We start from the raw sequence: 15,431 nt of genomic DNA on the forward strand, positions 1-15,431 counted from the left end.
CCGAGACCGCGTTCAGGAACCGGTGGGGTGACACTGCACGGCCGGACTTGCTTAACTATGGGCGATCTTGTCATGACCGTCGGACCTCCGGAGTCGGCGGCGAGGTCATCGGAGGTGGCGATGCGGGCCGGACGGTGGATGATCGTCGTCTGGCTGGTCATCGGAGGGCTCGCCGCCGGGCAGCGCCACTACTACGCCCATTTCAACGGGAGCTGCTCCAGCTTCGCCACGATCGGCCTCACGATGATCTCCGGGCCGCTCAACTACATCGGTCTCAACCCGACCGCGTACTGCAAGGTTCCCCAGCCGAGCAAGTGATCTCCGGTCGTCCTTCAGCGCAGGTGTTCATCGGGAGCACGGACCGCGCGGGGGCGATACGTTCGCAGCCTCTTCAGGAGCCGCGACATCGCCTCGGCGCGCCGCTGGCGGCGGTACTCCACCCGGCCGGCGATCCAGAGGAAGAAGGCGGCCAGCGGGAGTTCGCCGAACAGCGCCAGGATCAGCGCGAGCGTCAGCTCGCCGCGGCTGTCGGCGGTCACCACGTCGAACCACGCGTCCACCAGCAGCAACGTGCCCGTGATCGCCGCGCTCAGCTCGATGTGCTCGCGGCCCTTCTGGGCGAGCCAGCCGGTGCGCAGGAGCATCGCGCACAGCCCGAGGTCGAAGCCGACCCACGAGGCGTTGTAGTGGGCCGCCTCGTGGCTGGTGGGCAGGACGAAGCTCAGGCCGGTGATCCACGGCAGCATGGCGACGCCCGCGCCGATGATCAGCCAGCCGGCCCAGCGCGGCACCACCCGTGTCGGCCGGAGCTCACGTGTGAGCGTTCCCTCGAGCTGCTCGGTGCGGGACGTCTCGGGAGGCTCGACGGCCCGGGCCGTCTCCGCGGCGTGCGTCACGGTCAGGTCCGGATCGGGGCCGTCCGTGGAGGAGGTCGGGGTGCGCGCGGCCGGGACGGGGGTGGCGGCCGGGTGGCCTTCGGGGGAACGGGGGTCTTGGGCCATGAGCCCATGATCCGCCGTCCGGGGCGTGCGTGAAGTCTGATTCGCGCATGTCGCCCGAGCTCGCCGGAACGGCGTCGTCCGCGCGGTGGCGCCGAAGTCGCCGACCGGCCCGGTCGAGGGCCACGGTACGGCGATCGATACGCTGAGGCTCATGCGTTGGGTGGTCGCCGCGGTTCTCGACCTGTGCTGTGTCATGGCGTTCGTGCTGCTCGGGCGGGCCGGGCACAGCGAAGGCGAGACCATCGCCGGAATCGCGAGGACGGCCTGGCCGTTCCTGGCGGGCCTGCTGATCGGCTGGGCGGCGACGCGTGCCTGGCGGCGGCCCGCGGCGCTCGCGGGTACCGGTGTCGGCGTCTGGCTGGCGACCGTCGCCGCCGGCATGGTCCTGCGTGTCGTCGCCGGTCAGGGAACGGCGGTCACCTTCATCCTGGTCTCCCTCGTCTTCCTCGGGCTGTTCATGTTCGGCTGGCGTCTCGTGGCCCGCCGGGCATGGCCTGACCCGTCGCGGAAGGCCACGGCCGCGCCGCGTGACGCGGCACGGCCCTGATCCCGGCCCTTCGCGTCATTCGAAGAGGGACGGGTCTCCGGCGCCGACCCGGACGATCTCGGGCTCATCCTGGGAGAAGTCGACCACTGTCGTCGGCACCGCGCCGCACTCACCCGAGTCGACGACGGCGTCCACCATGTGATCGAGTCTCTCCTTGATCTCCCAGCCCTGGGTCATCGCCTCACCCTCCCCCGGCAGGAGAAGGGTGCTCGACAGCAGCGGTTCGCCGAGTTCGGCCAGCAGCGCCTGGGTGACCGTGTGATCGGGGATCCGGACGCCGACGGTCTTCTTCTTGGGGTGCAGCAGCCGCCGCGGCACCTCTTTCGTCGCGGGCAGGATGAAGGTGTAGCGCCCGGGGGTCGCCGCCTTGATCGACCGGAACAGCGCGTTGCTGATCTGGACGAACTGGCCGAGCTGCGCGAAGTCCCGGCAGACGAGGGTGAAGTGATGGCTGCTGTCGAGCTGGCGGATCTCCCTGATCCGGTCGATGCCGTCCTTGTTGCCCAGACGGCACCCGAGCGCGAAGCACGAGTCGGTCGGATAGACGATCAGGCCGTCCGCGCGGAGCAGGTCGACCACCTGACGGAGCGCCCGAGGTTGCGGATTGTCCGGATGCACATCGAAGTACCTGGCCACCGAACACAGCTTAAGAGCAGACCGATCACGAGCGCACGCCCGGCCTGCGACGACGGCGAAGCCGCCCGCCGGTGAGAGCGGGCGGCTTCGCGGCCAGCGCGGCTCAGGACAGGCCGCGCAGGTCGATGCGGCGGAACGTGATGGTCTCGTTGGCACCGGCGGTGCCCGTCTCGTACAGCAGGCCGACGGTGCGGGCATCGACCTGGACGAGGTCGGAGTAGGAGGCAGGCAGCGACGACAGCGTGAGCGCGGATCGCCAGGTGACGCCACCGTCGTGGCTGGTCCGCAGCGTCATCACCGCCCGCTTGGTCGGATCGGCCGGGCCGGAGAAGAGCAGTGGCGCCTTCGGCCCGCGCGCCTGCAGGACGCTGCCCTCCACGACCGGTCCGGCCAGCGCCGGCTGCGGGCTGAACGGCTGCCGCAGCGTCCGGCCGCCGTCCAGGCTGTAGGCGTCGGCCCGGTTTCCGGGCGCGGTGCCGTTCTGATCGCGGGTGTTGAAGTAGACACGCCCGTCCGGCAGTTCCGTGGCGGTCGTCTCGTTGACGTTCACCTGGCCGTCGGGGTTGTCGTCGACGTAGCCGATGTGCCAGGTCCGGCCGTCGTCGTCGCTGTAGAGGTCGTGCCCGCCGTAGTACTTGGCCTCCGACCCCAGGTCGGAGGCACCCGCGGGCGGGGCGATCGAGTGGTTCGCCGGGACGACGAGCCGTCCGCGGTGCGGGCCGTGGGTCAGCCGCGTCGCGTGGCCGGGCCCGGTCGCGTACCAGCGCCAGTTCGGCAGCTTGGCCGCGGCGGTGATCTCCCGGGGTACGGACCAGGTCGTGCCGTCGTCGTCGCTGTACTGCACGAACACCCGCCGGCTGTTCTCGGGCGGCACCTGTCCGCGCAGGATCTGCGCCTCCGTTGCACTGCCGGCGTTGTAGGCGGTCAGCAGCACGACGCGGCCGCTCGCCGTGACGACGGGCGCGGGGTTTCCGGAGGTGTTCGGCCCGCTGTCCTGGACGACCCGCAGCGGTGACCAGGTGCAGCCGCCGTCGGCCGACCGCTTCACGACGGTGTCGATGTTCCCGGCGTCGCCGAGCCCGTCGGAGCGCCCCTCGGCGAACGCGAGCAGGTCACCCGACCGGGTCTCGACGATCGCCGGGATCCGGAACGCGCTGTATCCCTCGGTCCCCGCCGTGTACGGCACGGACACCTCGCACCGGCCCGGTCCGGCCTGGGCCGGTGTGATGCCGGTGGCCACGGCCGCGACCAGAGCTCCGGCGCTGACGGCGAGCACCGTATTCCCGCGCTTCTGCAGACGCATCAACTTCCCCAATCCGGACGTAGGACGTCCTATGTCCGGGAAAGTTATAGCGACCCGCCGAAAGCGTCAAGAGTGCGGCCCCGGCGGCTTCGACACGTCGGCGAGCGGCTCACGGACCACCGCCCCCCTCGTTCACTCGGCCCGCCGTGATCGCGGCGCCGCCGGGTGCCCGCGTTCGGGCACCCGCGTGCCTCTTACGCTGAGCGGGAGGAGGCGAACCATGGCATCCATCCCCACCGGCCCCGAATCGGTGTTCACCTACGGCGCGCCGCAGTTGAAGTTCGGCCCGGGCGCGTCCGCCGAGATCGGATTCGACCTGACCCAGTACGGCGCGCGCCGCGTCCTGCTCGTCACCGATCCGGGCGTCGCGGCCACCGGCGCCCCGCAGCGGATCGCGGACCAGATGAAGGCGTACGGGATCGAGGCGGAGGTGTTCGACGGCGTCCACGTCGAACCCACCGACGCCGCTCTCCGCCGGGCCGTCGAGCGGGCACGCGACTCCGGCCCCTGGGACGCCTACGTCGCGGTCGGCGGCGGATCGAGCATCGACACCGCCAAGGCGATCAACCTGCTCACGACCAACGAGGGCGACCTGGCGGACTATCTCAACCCGCCGGTCGGCGCCGGACGGGCTCCGGCCCGGCCGCTGCTGCCCCTGATCGCCGTTCCCACGACGACCGGTACCGGCGCCGAGAGCACGACGGTCTGCGTGCTCGACGTGCTCTCGCTGAAGGTCAAGACCGGGATCAGCCATCCCCGGCTGCGGCCCACCCTCGCGGTGGTCGACCCGGACCTGACGATGACCCAGCCGGCGGGCGTCACCGCGTCGGCGGGCATGGACATCGTCTGTCACGCCCTGGAGAGCTACACGGCCAAGCCGTACACCTCCTTCGAGCGCAAGTCCCCCGAGCAGCGGGTGCCGTACTGCGGCGCCAATCCGGTCGCCGACATGTGGTCCGAACGCGCGCTGACCCTGATCGCCCGGTCGTTCCGGACCGCCGTACGCGACGGGGACGACGCCGGGGCCCGCGGCGACATGGCGCTGGCCGCCACGTTCGCCGGCCTGGGGTTCGGCAACGCGGGCGTGCACATCCCGCACGCCGACGCGTACCCGATCGCCGGGCGGGTCGGAGAGTTCCGCCCGGCCGGCTATCCGGAGGAGCAGCCGCTGGTCCCGCACGGCATGGCGGTGGCGCTGACGGCGCCGGAGGCGTTCCGGTTCACCTTCGAGGCGTGTCCGGAGCGGCACGTACGGGCCGCACAGTTGCTCGCCCCGGACCTGGAACCGCCCGGCGACGGCGCGGAACACCTCCCACGGGCGTTGCTGAGTCTCATGCGGGACATCGGGATGCCCGACGGGGTCGGCGCGGTCGGTTACACCGGCGCCGACGTTCCCGCCCTCGTCGAGGGGGCCGTCAAACAACGCCGGCTCCTGGACATGTCGCCCCGGCCGGTGACGGAGGAAGACCTCGCACGGATCTTCACCCGCTCCCTGAGTCTGTGGTGACGTCGGCCGGGGCGCCGCCGGCCGCGTCATGGCGGGCCGGCGCGGACCTCCGTGTCGGCGCGGGGGCGGGTCATTCCGACCAGCAGTAGCTGACCCGTACGCGCAGGGGACCGCCCCATTCGATGTTCACCCAGGTCCGGATGCCCCCCTGGTAGGGCTCGACGTTGTGGACGGTCATGCGCGCGTCTCCGATCTTCGGGACGTTCTCGTCGTCCACCTCCACGATCGAGGCGTACACGAGCGTGGACGGGGTGATCCAGCTCGCTCCGACGTCGAGGATCACGTCTCCGTTCGCCGTGAAGTAGCCCCAGCCATTGCCCATGGCCTGGGTGCCATGCTTGACGGCGGGCTCAAGGATGGTGTTGACCGTCTGCAGTGTCATGTTTCTCCCTTTCGGTACCGTATGCGCGCCGGACGTCGTCTCTCGCAGGGCCCACACGCCGGGCGACCTTCCCCATCCGGCCCCATTCCCGCAGGCCCACCACGCCCATCCCGGCGACACGCCCACCCTCGCCATGGCCGCGGCAAAGGTGCGCCGAGACGCGCGCGACCCATATTCGGTCGGCCAATTCACTCATTGACGTGCGACTTTGTGGTGATTACGGTCGAACGGCCACAGATGTGGATCTTGCCGGGCCGAGCGCGAATCCTCCGCTTCGCCGGGGCCGGCATCGAGGAAGGTGCGCCAATGAGATGCAGGGCAGGAACCCGCCGAGGCGGGCGTGTCGTCGGCGTGGTCACCGCCGCCGTGGTCGGGCTCTCCACCGTGGTGTCCGGAGTGAGCACGGCCGGGGCGATCACCGGTGCGTCGGTTCCGTCTCAGCCGTCGCTGGAATTCACGAACCCCAACAGCCAGGCGCTCTTCGGTACCGCGTACGAGGCCGCGTTGAAGAACGTGCTCCAGACCAACACGATCGGCTTCGATCCGGCGGTCTACAACAAGAGCGGCCTGATGGATCCGGGCGTGGGAATCCTGCGCGCGGGAGGCGGCTACCCCCAGCCGTGGACCCGCGACGCCTCGGTGAACAGCTGGAACGCCGCCAGCCTGCTGAGTCCGGCCGTGGCGCGCAACACGCTCTGGTCGGCGGTGGACAAGGACGCGGGCGGCGATCTGCGGGTCCAGCAGGACGATCAGCAGTGGGACCAGGTCATCTGGGTGACGGCCGCGTGGAACCACTACCTGGTCACCGGCGACACGACGTTCCTGCGTGAGGCCTACCAGACCGCCGCCGACACCCTGACGATTCGCGAACACGCCACGACGGCGGGCTACAACTCCACTTACGGCCTGTTCACCGGCGCGTCCTTCTTCAACGACGGGATCGCCGGCTACCCGGCACCCCCCGCCGACGCCACCGAGTCGGTCAGCACCGGGTCCATGCCGTGGCCGGGCGTGGCCACGGGAATGTTCCTGAGCACGAACGAGGTGTACTACGCCGCCTACGTCAACGCGGCGAACATGGCGGCGAAGGTCGGCCGCCCGGCATCCGAGGTCGCGTCCTACCGGTCCAAGGCCGCGCGGCTCAAGACGGCGATCAACAAACGATTCTGGAACCCCAAGACGGGCCTGTACAACTACATGCTGCTGGCGGACGGGACGGCCGGCCCGTACCAGGAGGGAACCGGGCTCGCGTTCGCGCTGATCTTCGGGATCGCGAACAAGTCCCAGGCGAGGTCGATCCTCGCGCACGCGGACGAGATGACCTGGGGCATGCCCGACACCTACCCGAACTGGGCGCGCTACTCCGACGACCAGCCCGGCCGGCACAACGCCATCGTTTGGCCCGTCGTCCAGGGTCTCTGGGCGAAGGCGCTGGCGGGGCAAGGGGCGCAGGAGGCGTTCGCCTCCGAGACCGCGAGGCTGGCCAAGCTCGGCGACGACAACAGCGGGTTCTGGGAGATCTACAACGGCCACACGGGCGTGGTCGACGGTGGCTGGCAGCGCCTGGGCGACACGGTGAAGTTCCACTGGGGCTCGGAGCCCGACCAGACCTGGTCGGCCACGGCCTTCCTCAACATGATCGACTCCGGGCTCTTCGGGCTGAACTTCGACGACCGGAGCCTGTCGGTGACGCCGACCCTCCCGGCCGGCTGGGGCGACGTGACCCTGCGCGGCCTGCACTACCGCGACGCGACCCTGACGATCGCCCTGCACGGAGCGGGCACGAGGATCCGTTCGTTCACGATCGACGGCCGACGCGTGCACGGCGCCAGCGTCCCGGCGTCGCTGACCGGCGCGCACACCATCGACGTCACGCTCGCCGGCGCGGTCGACAAGGACCGAGACGGGGACGGCGTCCCCGACTCACGTGACCGCTGCGCGGACACCGCCGGCGCCAAGGCGCTCGGCGGATGCCCCGACCCCGGGCACATCGAGGCGGAGGACGCCCTCAACACCGGCGGCGTCAAGACGAACGTGAACCACTCCGGGTACAGCGGTCGCGCGTTCCTCGACGGACTCTGGGCCCAGGGAGCCGCGTCGTCGTACACCCTCCACCGTGAAACGGCAAAGCCCGGCCTGGGGAGCATCACGCTGCGCTACGCCAACGCCAACAACGACGCCCGTACGATGACGCTCTCGGTCGACGGCCGGAAGACGCGGCAGGTGACCTTCCCCAAGGTCTCCGACAGCTGGGACGATTGGGGCACCGTGACGGTCGCCGACATCCCCGTCAGCGGCTACGACCCCGTCGTCACCATCGCGTACGAGCCCGGCGACAACGGATCCATCAACCTCGACTGGCTGGAGTTCCACGGCTCGGCGGGCTGAGCCCGCACCGGGGCCGCCGGCACTCCATGCCGGCGGCCCCGTGGCAGGGTCACCCGTTGAAGTCGGAGAAGAACCGGGCCTGGTCGAACCGGCCGGCGGCCAGGTCCGTGTGGGTCATCACGAAGGACACGAGGCAGAGAGGGCTTCCGCCGAAGTCGTGGCCGACGAGGTCGTCGGTCAGGTACAGCTGGGCGAGAAGGCTCTCCTCCGTGGGCGCGTCCACCGGGTTGCCCACGCCGCTGGTGCTCTCGTCGGCGTAGCCGCCGATCACGAGCTGGAGATCGGCGTCGGACCCGAGGCCGATGACGACCTCCGCGATCAGTTCCTCGTCGTGGACGTGCGGACCGAGCTCGATCGCGCTCTCCGAGCGTTCCACCGGAAGGGACCACCCCGCCCTGCCGTGCAGCGGAAGAGGGTCATAGACCGGCGCGTACCTGCCCTCCGGCACGTCGCGTTCGACGACCGGGACACCGGCCGGCACGTGGACGACCGCGCAGTGCTCCGGCACGATCTCCGGCTCGGCGAAGAACACCAGGCTCCCGTCCCGTGGGAGGTCCAGATCGCGGCTCCCCGCGGGAATCGCGGCGAGGTCGACGGTGGCGACACAGGCCGTGCCGGGCGGCCATTCCACTCCCTCCGGCAGCGCCGGCCTGCCACCGAAACGGCCGGCCACCGGGCCGTCTCCCGCGCGGGACAGCTCGAACCGGGGACGCGCCAGGCGCAGCCACCACGTGATCGCCTCGTCCGGCAGCCCCTCCTCAGCCGCCGCCGCACGAAACGCCTGTCGTAGCTCCATGGCGGAGCATTCTGCAGGATGCCGGCGACGGGCACGCGCCTTTCCCGCGAAGCCGGTCGTCCCGTCACGCGGTCCCGCTGATCCCGTCGTCTGCGCTCGGTGAAGAACGGCGTCTCGAACGCGTTCTCAGCGCGGATCGACCAGGAGCTCGAACCCGGTTGGGGTGAGGGTGGCCCGGGCGTCGGTCCGCACTTCACCCTCGATGCGGAACCTCAGCCGTTGCAGAAGAACCGCGATTATTGTGATCATCTCGGTGCGGGCGAAGCGCGCTCCGAGGCACCGTCGTGGGCCGGCACCGAAAGGCACGTACGCGCCCGGCGGCGGCGAGAACTGCTCCCACCTTCGGATATCGAACCGCTCCGGATCGGGATAGCACTCGGCGACCCGGTGCGTGACCCAGAAGGGGATGACAACGCGCGATCCCGGCGGCAACGTCCACGAACCGCAGGCGGCGTCCTCGCTCACCGCCCGTCCCGCGACCCAGCTCGCCGGCCATAGCCGCAGCGTCTCGTCGACGGCCCAGCCAAGCTCCGGTGGCTCCGGTCCGGAGCCGACCCACCGATCCGCTGCGGCTCTCGCCGTCTCCTGCTGATCCCCGTGACGCGCCAACTCGACGAGCACCCACGCCGTCGCCGCCGCCGGGACTCCGTGCGCGGCCAGGAGTATCGAGGTCAGTGCGTCGACCACGGCGGCATCGTCGAGACCACCGCCGTAGAGCACGTCGACGAGCCCGCCCTCGCCGTCGCTCTTCGCCGTTTCCAGCAGCGCGGCGCGCATCTTCCGGGCCCGCCTGCTCGCGCGCCACTCCCGGCGCTGGACCAGCTTTACCCACTCCGGGAAATCATACGGGCTAGCGACGATCGGGAATAGGGCGTCCAGCATCGCCTGTGCCGTCTCCGGAATGGCGGAGGCGGCCCGGGTTCCGAAGCAGAACCGGGCGACCGACGCCGAGGTGACCCCCGCGAGAGTCGCCATCAGATCGTCGATGCGGCCCCGCTGAAGCATTCGCTCGGACAGTTGCCCGGCTGTCCCGGCCAGCCAGCGCGCGTGTTCCTCGATCATCTCGGCGGTCATGCCGACGATGGCCGTCCTTCGAGTGGACATCCACGCGTTGAGCCGCGCGGAACCCGGTGTCGCCGTGGGCTTCTTCCGCCTCAGGTCACGATCCAAGTAGTTCGTTCGGTTCGTGTTCCGGAGTACGGCGTGCACCTCCTCAGGCCCTGTCACCAGAATGGTGCCCGGCCAGAGCCGCACCACCGGCCCGTACCGGCGGGCCACCGCATAGAAGAACCCGAGCCGATCGGCCTTATAAGAATGCACCGCGCTGGCGCGGTCGATGTCTAGGGCGGGTATCTCATCGGTATTCCGCGCGGTCCTGCTGATATCGGCAGTCATTGATCAACCAGTCCCCCAGCGTACCCGTCGTTCACCCGATCGGCGCCTCCCGCTGGGAGCAGGAAAGCGGGAGGCGCCGGACACTCGACCTAAACCCAGGCGTAACTGGCTGGGTGCTCCTTGATGCCCACCGTGCGCGCGATCTTGTGAATCACACGACTGAGCGGGGACGCCTGCTTGGCCACTGCACACCTCCCTCCGCCTGGAGCGGGACACAAATCACGGTAATGCGCAGTCAAATACCCGTCAATCTACGGTCAGCGAAATAGGCATGCCTACATCCGCCGACTCGTACGGCCGGCGTTCGAGGTCGCACACAGAGCATCGTCGACCAGCCTGCTCTCGGCCGCTTCGATGCGGAGGACGTGGTCCGCCGATTCGGCGTTCGCGCCCGACAGGGAAACTGTGACGCCGCGCCGGCCGTCGGCGGTGACGCCGGTGGCGGTGATCCAGCCGGAGTCGCCGCCTTCGTGGCCCCAGTACATGCCGCCGCACGACAGCGGGCGGGAGAAGATCCCCAGCCCGTTGCGGGCGCCCGGCATGAGCGGCTCGAACTTCTCGCCCACGGGAACGGCCTGCTTCATCTGCGCCAGTTGCGCCGGGGGCAGGAGGCGGCCGCCCAGCAGGGCGCGGAAGAACCGGTCGAGATCCGCGGTGGTCGAGACGAGCCCGGCCTCTCCGTTGCCGGCCAGGCCGACCTGCTCGGTGACGTCCACGAGCGGTCCACCGGTCTCGAACCGCTGGTAGGTCTCGGCGTGGGGCCGGGGCAGCGTGGGTGACGCGCCCGGCCAGAACGTGTGACGGAGACCGAGCGGCCGGACGATCCGGTCCCGTACCTCCTCATGCCACGGGTGCCCGGTGACCCGCTGGATGACCATGCCGAGCAGGACGTACCCGGTGTTGGAGTAACTCCAGTCCGTCCCGGGCCGGAAGTCCGGCCGGTGGCGCATCGCCCGCGCGACGATCTGCTCGGCGGTGTAGGTGTCGTACCGGTGCTGGTAGAAGTCCTCCGCCGAGGTGTAGTCGGGATAGTCGTCGTGGATGCCGCTGGTGTGCTGGAGCAGGTTACGGATGGTGATCGCGCGGCCGTCGTTGCCGTTTCCGGACACCACGCCGGGCAGCCATCGCTCGACCGTGTCGTCCGGGGAGAGCCTGCCCTCGCCGGCCAGTTGCAGGATCACGGTGGCGACGAACGTCTTGGTGACGCTGGCGATCCGGAGGTAGCCGTCCGGAGAGACCGGCCGCCGGGTCGTCAGGTCGGCGACGCCGCTGCCGGCGGTCAGGTCCCGGCCGTCAGGGGTGTGCAGGCGGGCCTGCACCCCGGTCACGCCGAGTGCGGTGATCGCGTCGGCGTCGCGCCGGAGCTCGATCCGGTCGCCGTGCTGTGGGGCCGCGCTCGCGCCGGGCATCCAACCGGTGGAGAGGGCTCCGGCCACGATGGCGGCCAGGGCCAGGTTCCGCCGGGCGGATCGGCCGCGCCGCCGCGGTGGGTGAATCGCTGAGCTCGTCATGGGCGTCGACGCTAGGTCTGGCCGGGGGAAGCGGACGATACAGCGCTCCAGTGAGAAAAAGGGGTAGTGGGCTGTAGTGCCCGGCCCGCTCACCGTGGCTCAGACTGTGCGGATGAACTCCCCTGGGGCCGGTCGGCTTCCGGCGATGTGGCGCGGTCTGGCCTATCTGCTGGTGAGCCTGTTCACCGCCGCGGTCGCCCTGCTCGCGTCGCCCGTACTCATCGTCCCGGCGATGGCCCGCGCCTGGGCGTCCTGGCATCGTCGCCGCGCCGACCGGCTGCTGGGCCGTCCGCATTCCGGACCCGTCCGTGCCGGTGCGTGGCGGGTTCTCGGGTGGCTGGGCACGTACATCGTGACGGGTCTGGCGTTCGGGCTCGTCGCGGTGGTGTGCGCGGGCAACGCCGTGGCCACGGCCGTCACGGTGCCCTTGTGGTGGGCGTTGCCGGCCGGCACCCGTGCGGGCGGCTTCGCCGCCGGTGTCCCCCTGACCGGGTGGGGCACGGCACTGACCCTGGGAACCGGGCAGTTCGTCATCTTCGCCGCCCTGACGTACGGGCTTGTTCCACCGCTGGCGCGCCTGCACGCCCGCGTCTGCGTCGCGTTGCTGTCCCCCTCGGCCGCGGACCGGTTGGCGCGGCGGGTGGAGACGCTGACCGAGACGCGGGCCGGCGCCATGAACGCCCACGGCGCGGAACTCCGCCGGATCGAACGCGACCTGCACGACGGCACCCAGGCCCGGCTGGTGGCCATCGCGATGCGGCTGGGCGCGGCCCGTGAGTCGCTCGGCGAGGATCCCGAGCTGGTGGGCAGGTTCCTGCGCGAAGCGCATGAGAACACCGAGGAGGCCATGGCGGAGTTGCGCGAGGTGATCCGGACGATCTACCCGCCGATCCTCGCCGATCGCGGACTCGTCGGGGCGCTGACCGCCCTGGGGGCCCGGTCGGCGATCGACACCACCCTCGACATCGGCGACCTCGGCACGGTCCCCGCCGCGGTCGAGGCCGTGGCCTACTTCACCATCGCCGAGGCGCTCACCAACGCCGCCAAGCACAGCCAGGCCGCCCGGACCACCGTCCGCGCCGTACGCGCCGGCGACCGGCTGTCGATCGGGGTCAGCGACGACGGGATCGGCGGCGCCGACGAGACGCTGGGCACCGGCCTCGCCGGGATCCGCCACCGCGTTCTGGCGCTCGACGGCACCGTGCACGTTCACAGCCCCACCGGCGGCCCGACCGTGATCACCGTGAGCCTGCCGTGCGGATCGTGATCGCCGAGGACAACGTCCTGCTCTCCAGCGGGCTGGAACTCCTGCTGACCGCCAGGGGCTTCGACGTCGCCGCGATCGCCCAGGACGCCCCCGCCTTCATCAGTGCCGTCGCCGAACACCGGCCCGACGTCACCATCGTCGACGTACGGCTGCCGCCGACCTTCCGCGACGAGGGCATCCACGCCGCCCTCCATGCCCGCCGCCGGTACCCCGGCCTGCCGGTGCTCGTCCTCTCCCAGTACGTCGAGCAGCAGTACGCCGGCGAGCTGATCTCCGACAAGCGCGGCGGCGTCGGCTATCTCCTCAAGGACCGGGTGAGCCGGGTGGGCGAGTTCGTCGACGCCCTGCGCCGGGTCGCCGACGGCGGCACGGTCATGGACCCCGAGGTGATCGCGCAGCTCCTCACCCGGCACGCCCACGACCCGATCGCCGACCTCACACCGCGCGAACGCGAAGTGCTCGCCCTGATGGCCGAAGGAAAGGACAACGCCACCATCGCGGCCCGGCTCGTGATCACCGAGAACGCCGTGCACAAGCACATCGGCAACATCTTCGCCAAGCTCGGCCTCTCGCCTGCCGACAGCGGCCACCGCCGCGTCCTCGCCGTCCTCACCTATCTCAGCCGCCAATGAGCCCCGGCACCCGCAGGGAAGCCGACCACAGCGGTCGATCGTCAGGCACACCCCGGATGACAGATTCGGCTTACTCACCTTTTCGCGACAAGGGTTCCCGGGATGACCTATGTAGAACGACAGACTGAAGGATCGCCCGCACATCCCCGGCCCGGAGGAAAGGATCGTACGGCGGGCCGCGCCGGTCGCGACGCGAACCCGCCGGGGCGGTGCCGTTACCGGCGGGCGGACAGGTATTCCGCGAGGTGGTCGATGACCTCGCGGGCGTCGTCCTCGATGCCGTAGATGAAGGTGGACTTGCGCCGTCGCAGCACGGGCAGCCCCAGCGCGTACAGTCCCGGGCTGTCGACCACGCCGCCCTCGTGGCGCAGCCGGCCCTTCTCGTCGAGCACGGGCACGTCGAGCCATCCGTAGTCGGGCCGGAAACCGGTCGCCCACACGATCGTGGCGATCTCGCCCCTCCGCAGGTCGAGCTGCAATCGCGTCGAGGCGGGCACCCGTGTGGGCGGGAGGCGCTCGGGAGGAGCGACGTCGGCGTCGCGCCCGGCCCTGCGCACCCACTCGTCGAACGTGTCCAGCAGGCGTTCCAGTTTGAGGTCCGCGAGCGCGAACACGTTGCGCAGGCCGCCGGAGAACAGCGCGCGGCCGTCGCGTACGGCCGCCCAGCGACCCACCGGTTCGACTCCCATCGCGGTGAGCGCGTTGATGTCGAGCGTCGTCCGCTCGGGAGTTCCGACGAGCTGAGGAGAGGGGAGCCGCCGGGCCCGCTCGAGGTCGTCGACCTCGTCGTACCGCTGATCCCACAGACCGGAGGCGTCCATCCACCACAGCACGTCGCGGCCGCGGTACGTGCGCGGCATCCGTACCTGCTCCCCCACCGCGATGGTCACCGGCCGGCCCGACCGGCGCAGCTCCGCCGCCAGCTGCACGCCGGTCGCCGAGGCCCCCACGACGAGCACGCCGCCGTCGGGCAGTTCGGAGGGGCCGCGGTAGTCGAACGGCGTCAGCTGCCGGACGGACGCCGGCACTGCGGCGGCGAGGTGCGGCACCGCCGGCCGGTTGCAGGCGCCGCTCGCGATGACGACCGTCCGGCAGCGGATCTCGCCACGGCCGGTCGTCACGTCGTACCCGTCGTCGGTGCGCCGCAGCGACGTGACGTTCGCGCCGGTCCGTACGGGAGCGCCGGTGACCTTCGCGAACCGCTCGATGAACTCGGTGACCTCCGCCATCGTCAGGTAGCCGTCGGGGTCCGGGCCCTCGTAGTGGTGGCCCGGCAGGCGGCTCTGCCAGTTGGGCGTGAGGAGCCGCAGAGAGTCCCAGCGTTCGTGCCGCCAGGAGTTCGCGACCTCGCCGCGCTCCAGCACGACGTGGTCGATCGACCTTTCGCCGAGGAAGTGGCTCGCGGCGAGGCCCGCGTGCCCCGCGCCGATGACGACGGTTGTGACGCGTTCGATGGCGGGGCCCCTCAGGCGACGTCGACGGTGACGTCCGTGGGGTTCGTCAGAGCGTCGAACACCGCGGAGCGCTTCTGGGACTGGGCCACCAGCGCTTCGATCTCCTGCCGCGAGGCGTCCGCGTCGATGGTGAACGTCACCTTGACGTCGGTGAAGCCGTTGCGGACGTCGCTGTCGGCGCCGAGGATGCCGCGAATGTCGTGCCTGCCCTCGACCGTCGACTCGACCGAGCGGAGCTGGATGCCGCGGTTCTGCGCGACGGACGCCACGCCCGCCGTCAGGCAGGCCGCCAGGCCGACGAGGAGGTACTCGATCGGCGTGATGCCGTTGTCCTCGGCCGCGAAGACCGCGGGGTGGTCGGCCTCGAACACCGACTCGGTCTTGTGGCTCTGTTCCTGTCCGAGGCCGAAGAAGTCGCGGACCGTCGTGGTGCTGTGGACGCCGTCCTGCCACTTGGAGGAGGCCCGCCAGGTGAACTGCGCAGCCTCGGGAGCTCCCTTCAGCGCGTCGCGCGCCTCGAGCAGCGCCTGCACGTTGACTCCGTTAGCGACCGTGGTCATGTCGGATGATGCCCTCTCGTCGAATTACTCACATTCCCGATGGGTTCGCTTG

General features: G+C 70.6%; 15 protein-coding genes. 6 read left to right on the forward strand and 9 right to left on the reverse strand.

Annotation, left to right across the window (positions count from 1 at the left end; translation table 11 throughout):
• Nucleotides 1-72: 72 nt before the first annotated feature.
• Entirely contained in the window at nucleotides 73-318 is a 246-nt protein-coding gene (locus tag NDW01_RS40030; protein WP_252785642.1) for a hypothetical protein, read from the forward strand.
• A gap of 14 nt (nucleotides 319-332) precedes the next feature.
• On the opposite strand, the gene NDW01_RS40035 is transcribed toward NDW01_RS40030, so the two are convergent.
• On the reverse strand, nucleotides 333-1,001 hold the full coding sequence (locus tag NDW01_RS40035) for a hypothetical protein (RefSeq protein ID WP_252829760.1): 669 nt from the start codon (nucleotides 999-1,001) through the stop codon (nucleotides 333-335).
• 151 nt (nucleotides 1,002-1,152) lie between these two features.
• Between NDW01_RS40035 and NDW01_RS40040 the strand changes: the two genes are divergently transcribed.
• A complete protein-coding gene (locus tag NDW01_RS40040; RefSeq protein WP_252829761.1) occupies nucleotides 1,153-1,548 on the forward strand; it encodes a DUF3054 domain-containing protein in 396 nt (131 codons plus the stop codon).
• 15 nt (nucleotides 1,549-1,563) lie between these two features.
• On the opposite strand, the gene NDW01_RS40045 is transcribed toward NDW01_RS40040, so the two are convergent.
• Together NDW01_RS40045 and NDW01_RS40050 are read right to left on the reverse strand one after the other, a co-directional pair.
• On the reverse strand, nucleotides 1,564-2,184 hold the full coding sequence (locus NDW01_RS40045) for an L-threonylcarbamoyladenylate synthase (RefSeq protein ID WP_252829762.1): 621 nt from the start codon (nucleotides 2,182-2,184) through the stop codon (nucleotides 1,564-1,566).
• 103 nt (nucleotides 2,185-2,287) lie between these two features.
• Nucleotides 2,288-3,487, reverse strand: coding sequence for a sialidase family protein (locus NDW01_RS40050; protein WP_252829763.1), 1,200 nt, complete (start codon nucleotides 3,485-3,487; stop codon nucleotides 2,288-2,290).
• Nucleotides 3,488-3,707: 220 nt separating this feature from the next.
• Here NDW01_RS40050 and NDW01_RS40055 point away from each other — a divergent pair, with 220 nt between their 5' ends.
• Nucleotides 3,708-4,994: a hydroxyacid-oxoacid transhydrogenase gene (locus NDW01_RS40055; protein WP_252829764.1), complete on the forward strand. Its 1,287-nt coding sequence runs from the start codon at nucleotides 3,708-3,710 to the stop codon at nucleotides 4,992-4,994.
• Nucleotides 4,995-5,064: 70 nt separating this feature from the next.
• On the opposite strand, the gene NDW01_RS40060 is transcribed toward NDW01_RS40055, so the two are convergent.
• Nucleotides 5,065-5,376 carry a hypothetical protein gene (locus NDW01_RS40060; RefSeq protein ID WP_252829765.1) on the reverse strand — a complete coding sequence of 104 codons (312 nt, stop codon included), beginning with the start codon at nucleotides 5,374-5,376 and terminating at the stop codon, nucleotides 5,065-5,067.
• A 306-nt stretch (nucleotides 5,377-5,682) separates the two neighbouring features.
• Here NDW01_RS40060 and NDW01_RS40065 point away from each other — a divergent pair, with 306 nt between their 5' ends.
• On the forward strand, nucleotides 5,683-7,764 hold the full coding sequence (locus NDW01_RS40065) for an MGH1-like glycoside hydrolase domain-containing protein (protein ID WP_252829766.1): 2,082 nt from the start codon (nucleotides 5,683-5,685) through the stop codon (nucleotides 7,762-7,764).
• A 49-nt stretch (nucleotides 7,765-7,813) separates the two neighbouring features.
• On the opposite strand, the gene NDW01_RS40070 is transcribed toward NDW01_RS40065, so the two are convergent.
• From NDW01_RS40070 to NDW01_RS40080, 3 genes are all read right to left on the reverse strand, one after another.
• Entirely contained in the window at nucleotides 7,814-8,560 is a 747-nt protein-coding gene (locus tag NDW01_RS40070) for a DUF1963 domain-containing protein (RefSeq protein ID WP_252829767.1), read from the reverse strand.
• A 126-nt stretch (nucleotides 8,561-8,686) separates the two neighbouring features.
• Nucleotides 8,687-9,955 (reverse strand): cytochrome P450, encoded by a 1,269-nt coding sequence (locus tag NDW01_RS40075; protein ID WP_252829768.1) that lies wholly within the window; start codon nucleotides 9,953-9,955, stop codon nucleotides 8,687-8,689.
• A 275-nt stretch (nucleotides 9,956-10,230) separates the two neighbouring features.
• A complete protein-coding gene (locus NDW01_RS40080; protein ID WP_252829769.1) occupies nucleotides 10,231-11,466 on the reverse strand; it encodes a serine hydrolase domain-containing protein in 1,236 nt (411 codons plus the stop codon).
• Between the two features lie 112 nt (nucleotides 11,467-11,578).
• Here NDW01_RS40080 and NDW01_RS40085 point away from each other — a divergent pair, with 112 nt between their 5' ends.
• Complete coding sequence (locus tag NDW01_RS40085) at nucleotides 11,579-12,733, forward strand: sensor histidine kinase (protein ID WP_252829770.1); 1,155 nt, start codon at nucleotides 11,579-11,581, stop codon at nucleotides 12,731-12,733.
• Nucleotides 12,721-13,365 (forward strand): LuxR C-terminal-related transcriptional regulator, encoded by a 645-nt coding sequence (locus NDW01_RS40090; protein ID WP_252829771.1) that lies wholly within the window; start codon nucleotides 12,721-12,723, stop codon nucleotides 13,363-13,365. Before NDW01_RS40085 ends, NDW01_RS40090 begins: the two co-directional genes overlap by 13 nt.
• A gap of 215 nt (nucleotides 13,366-13,580) precedes the next feature.
• Here NDW01_RS40090 and NDW01_RS40095 read toward each other — a convergent pair whose 3' ends face one another.
• Both NDW01_RS40095 and NDW01_RS40100 read right to left on the reverse strand, forming a co-directional pair.
• A complete protein-coding gene (locus NDW01_RS40095; protein WP_252829794.1) occupies nucleotides 13,581-14,834 on the reverse strand; it encodes an NAD(P)-binding domain-containing protein in 1,254 nt (417 codons plus the stop codon).
• The gene (locus NDW01_RS40100) at nucleotides 14,831-15,379 is read right to left on the reverse strand and encodes an OsmC family protein (protein WP_252785655.1); all 549 of its coding nucleotides are present in this window, start codon (nucleotides 15,377-15,379) and stop codon (nucleotides 14,831-14,833) included. The genes NDW01_RS40095 and NDW01_RS40100 overlap by 4 nt, the downstream gene beginning before the upstream one ends.
• Nucleotides 15,380-15,431 lie beyond the last annotated feature (52 nt).

Source organism: Actinoallomurus soli, assembly GCF_024055715.1.
In the GTDB taxonomy this organism is placed as follows: domain Bacteria; phylum Actinomycetota; class Actinomycetes; order Streptosporangiales; family Streptosporangiaceae; genus Actinoallomurus; species Actinoallomurus soli.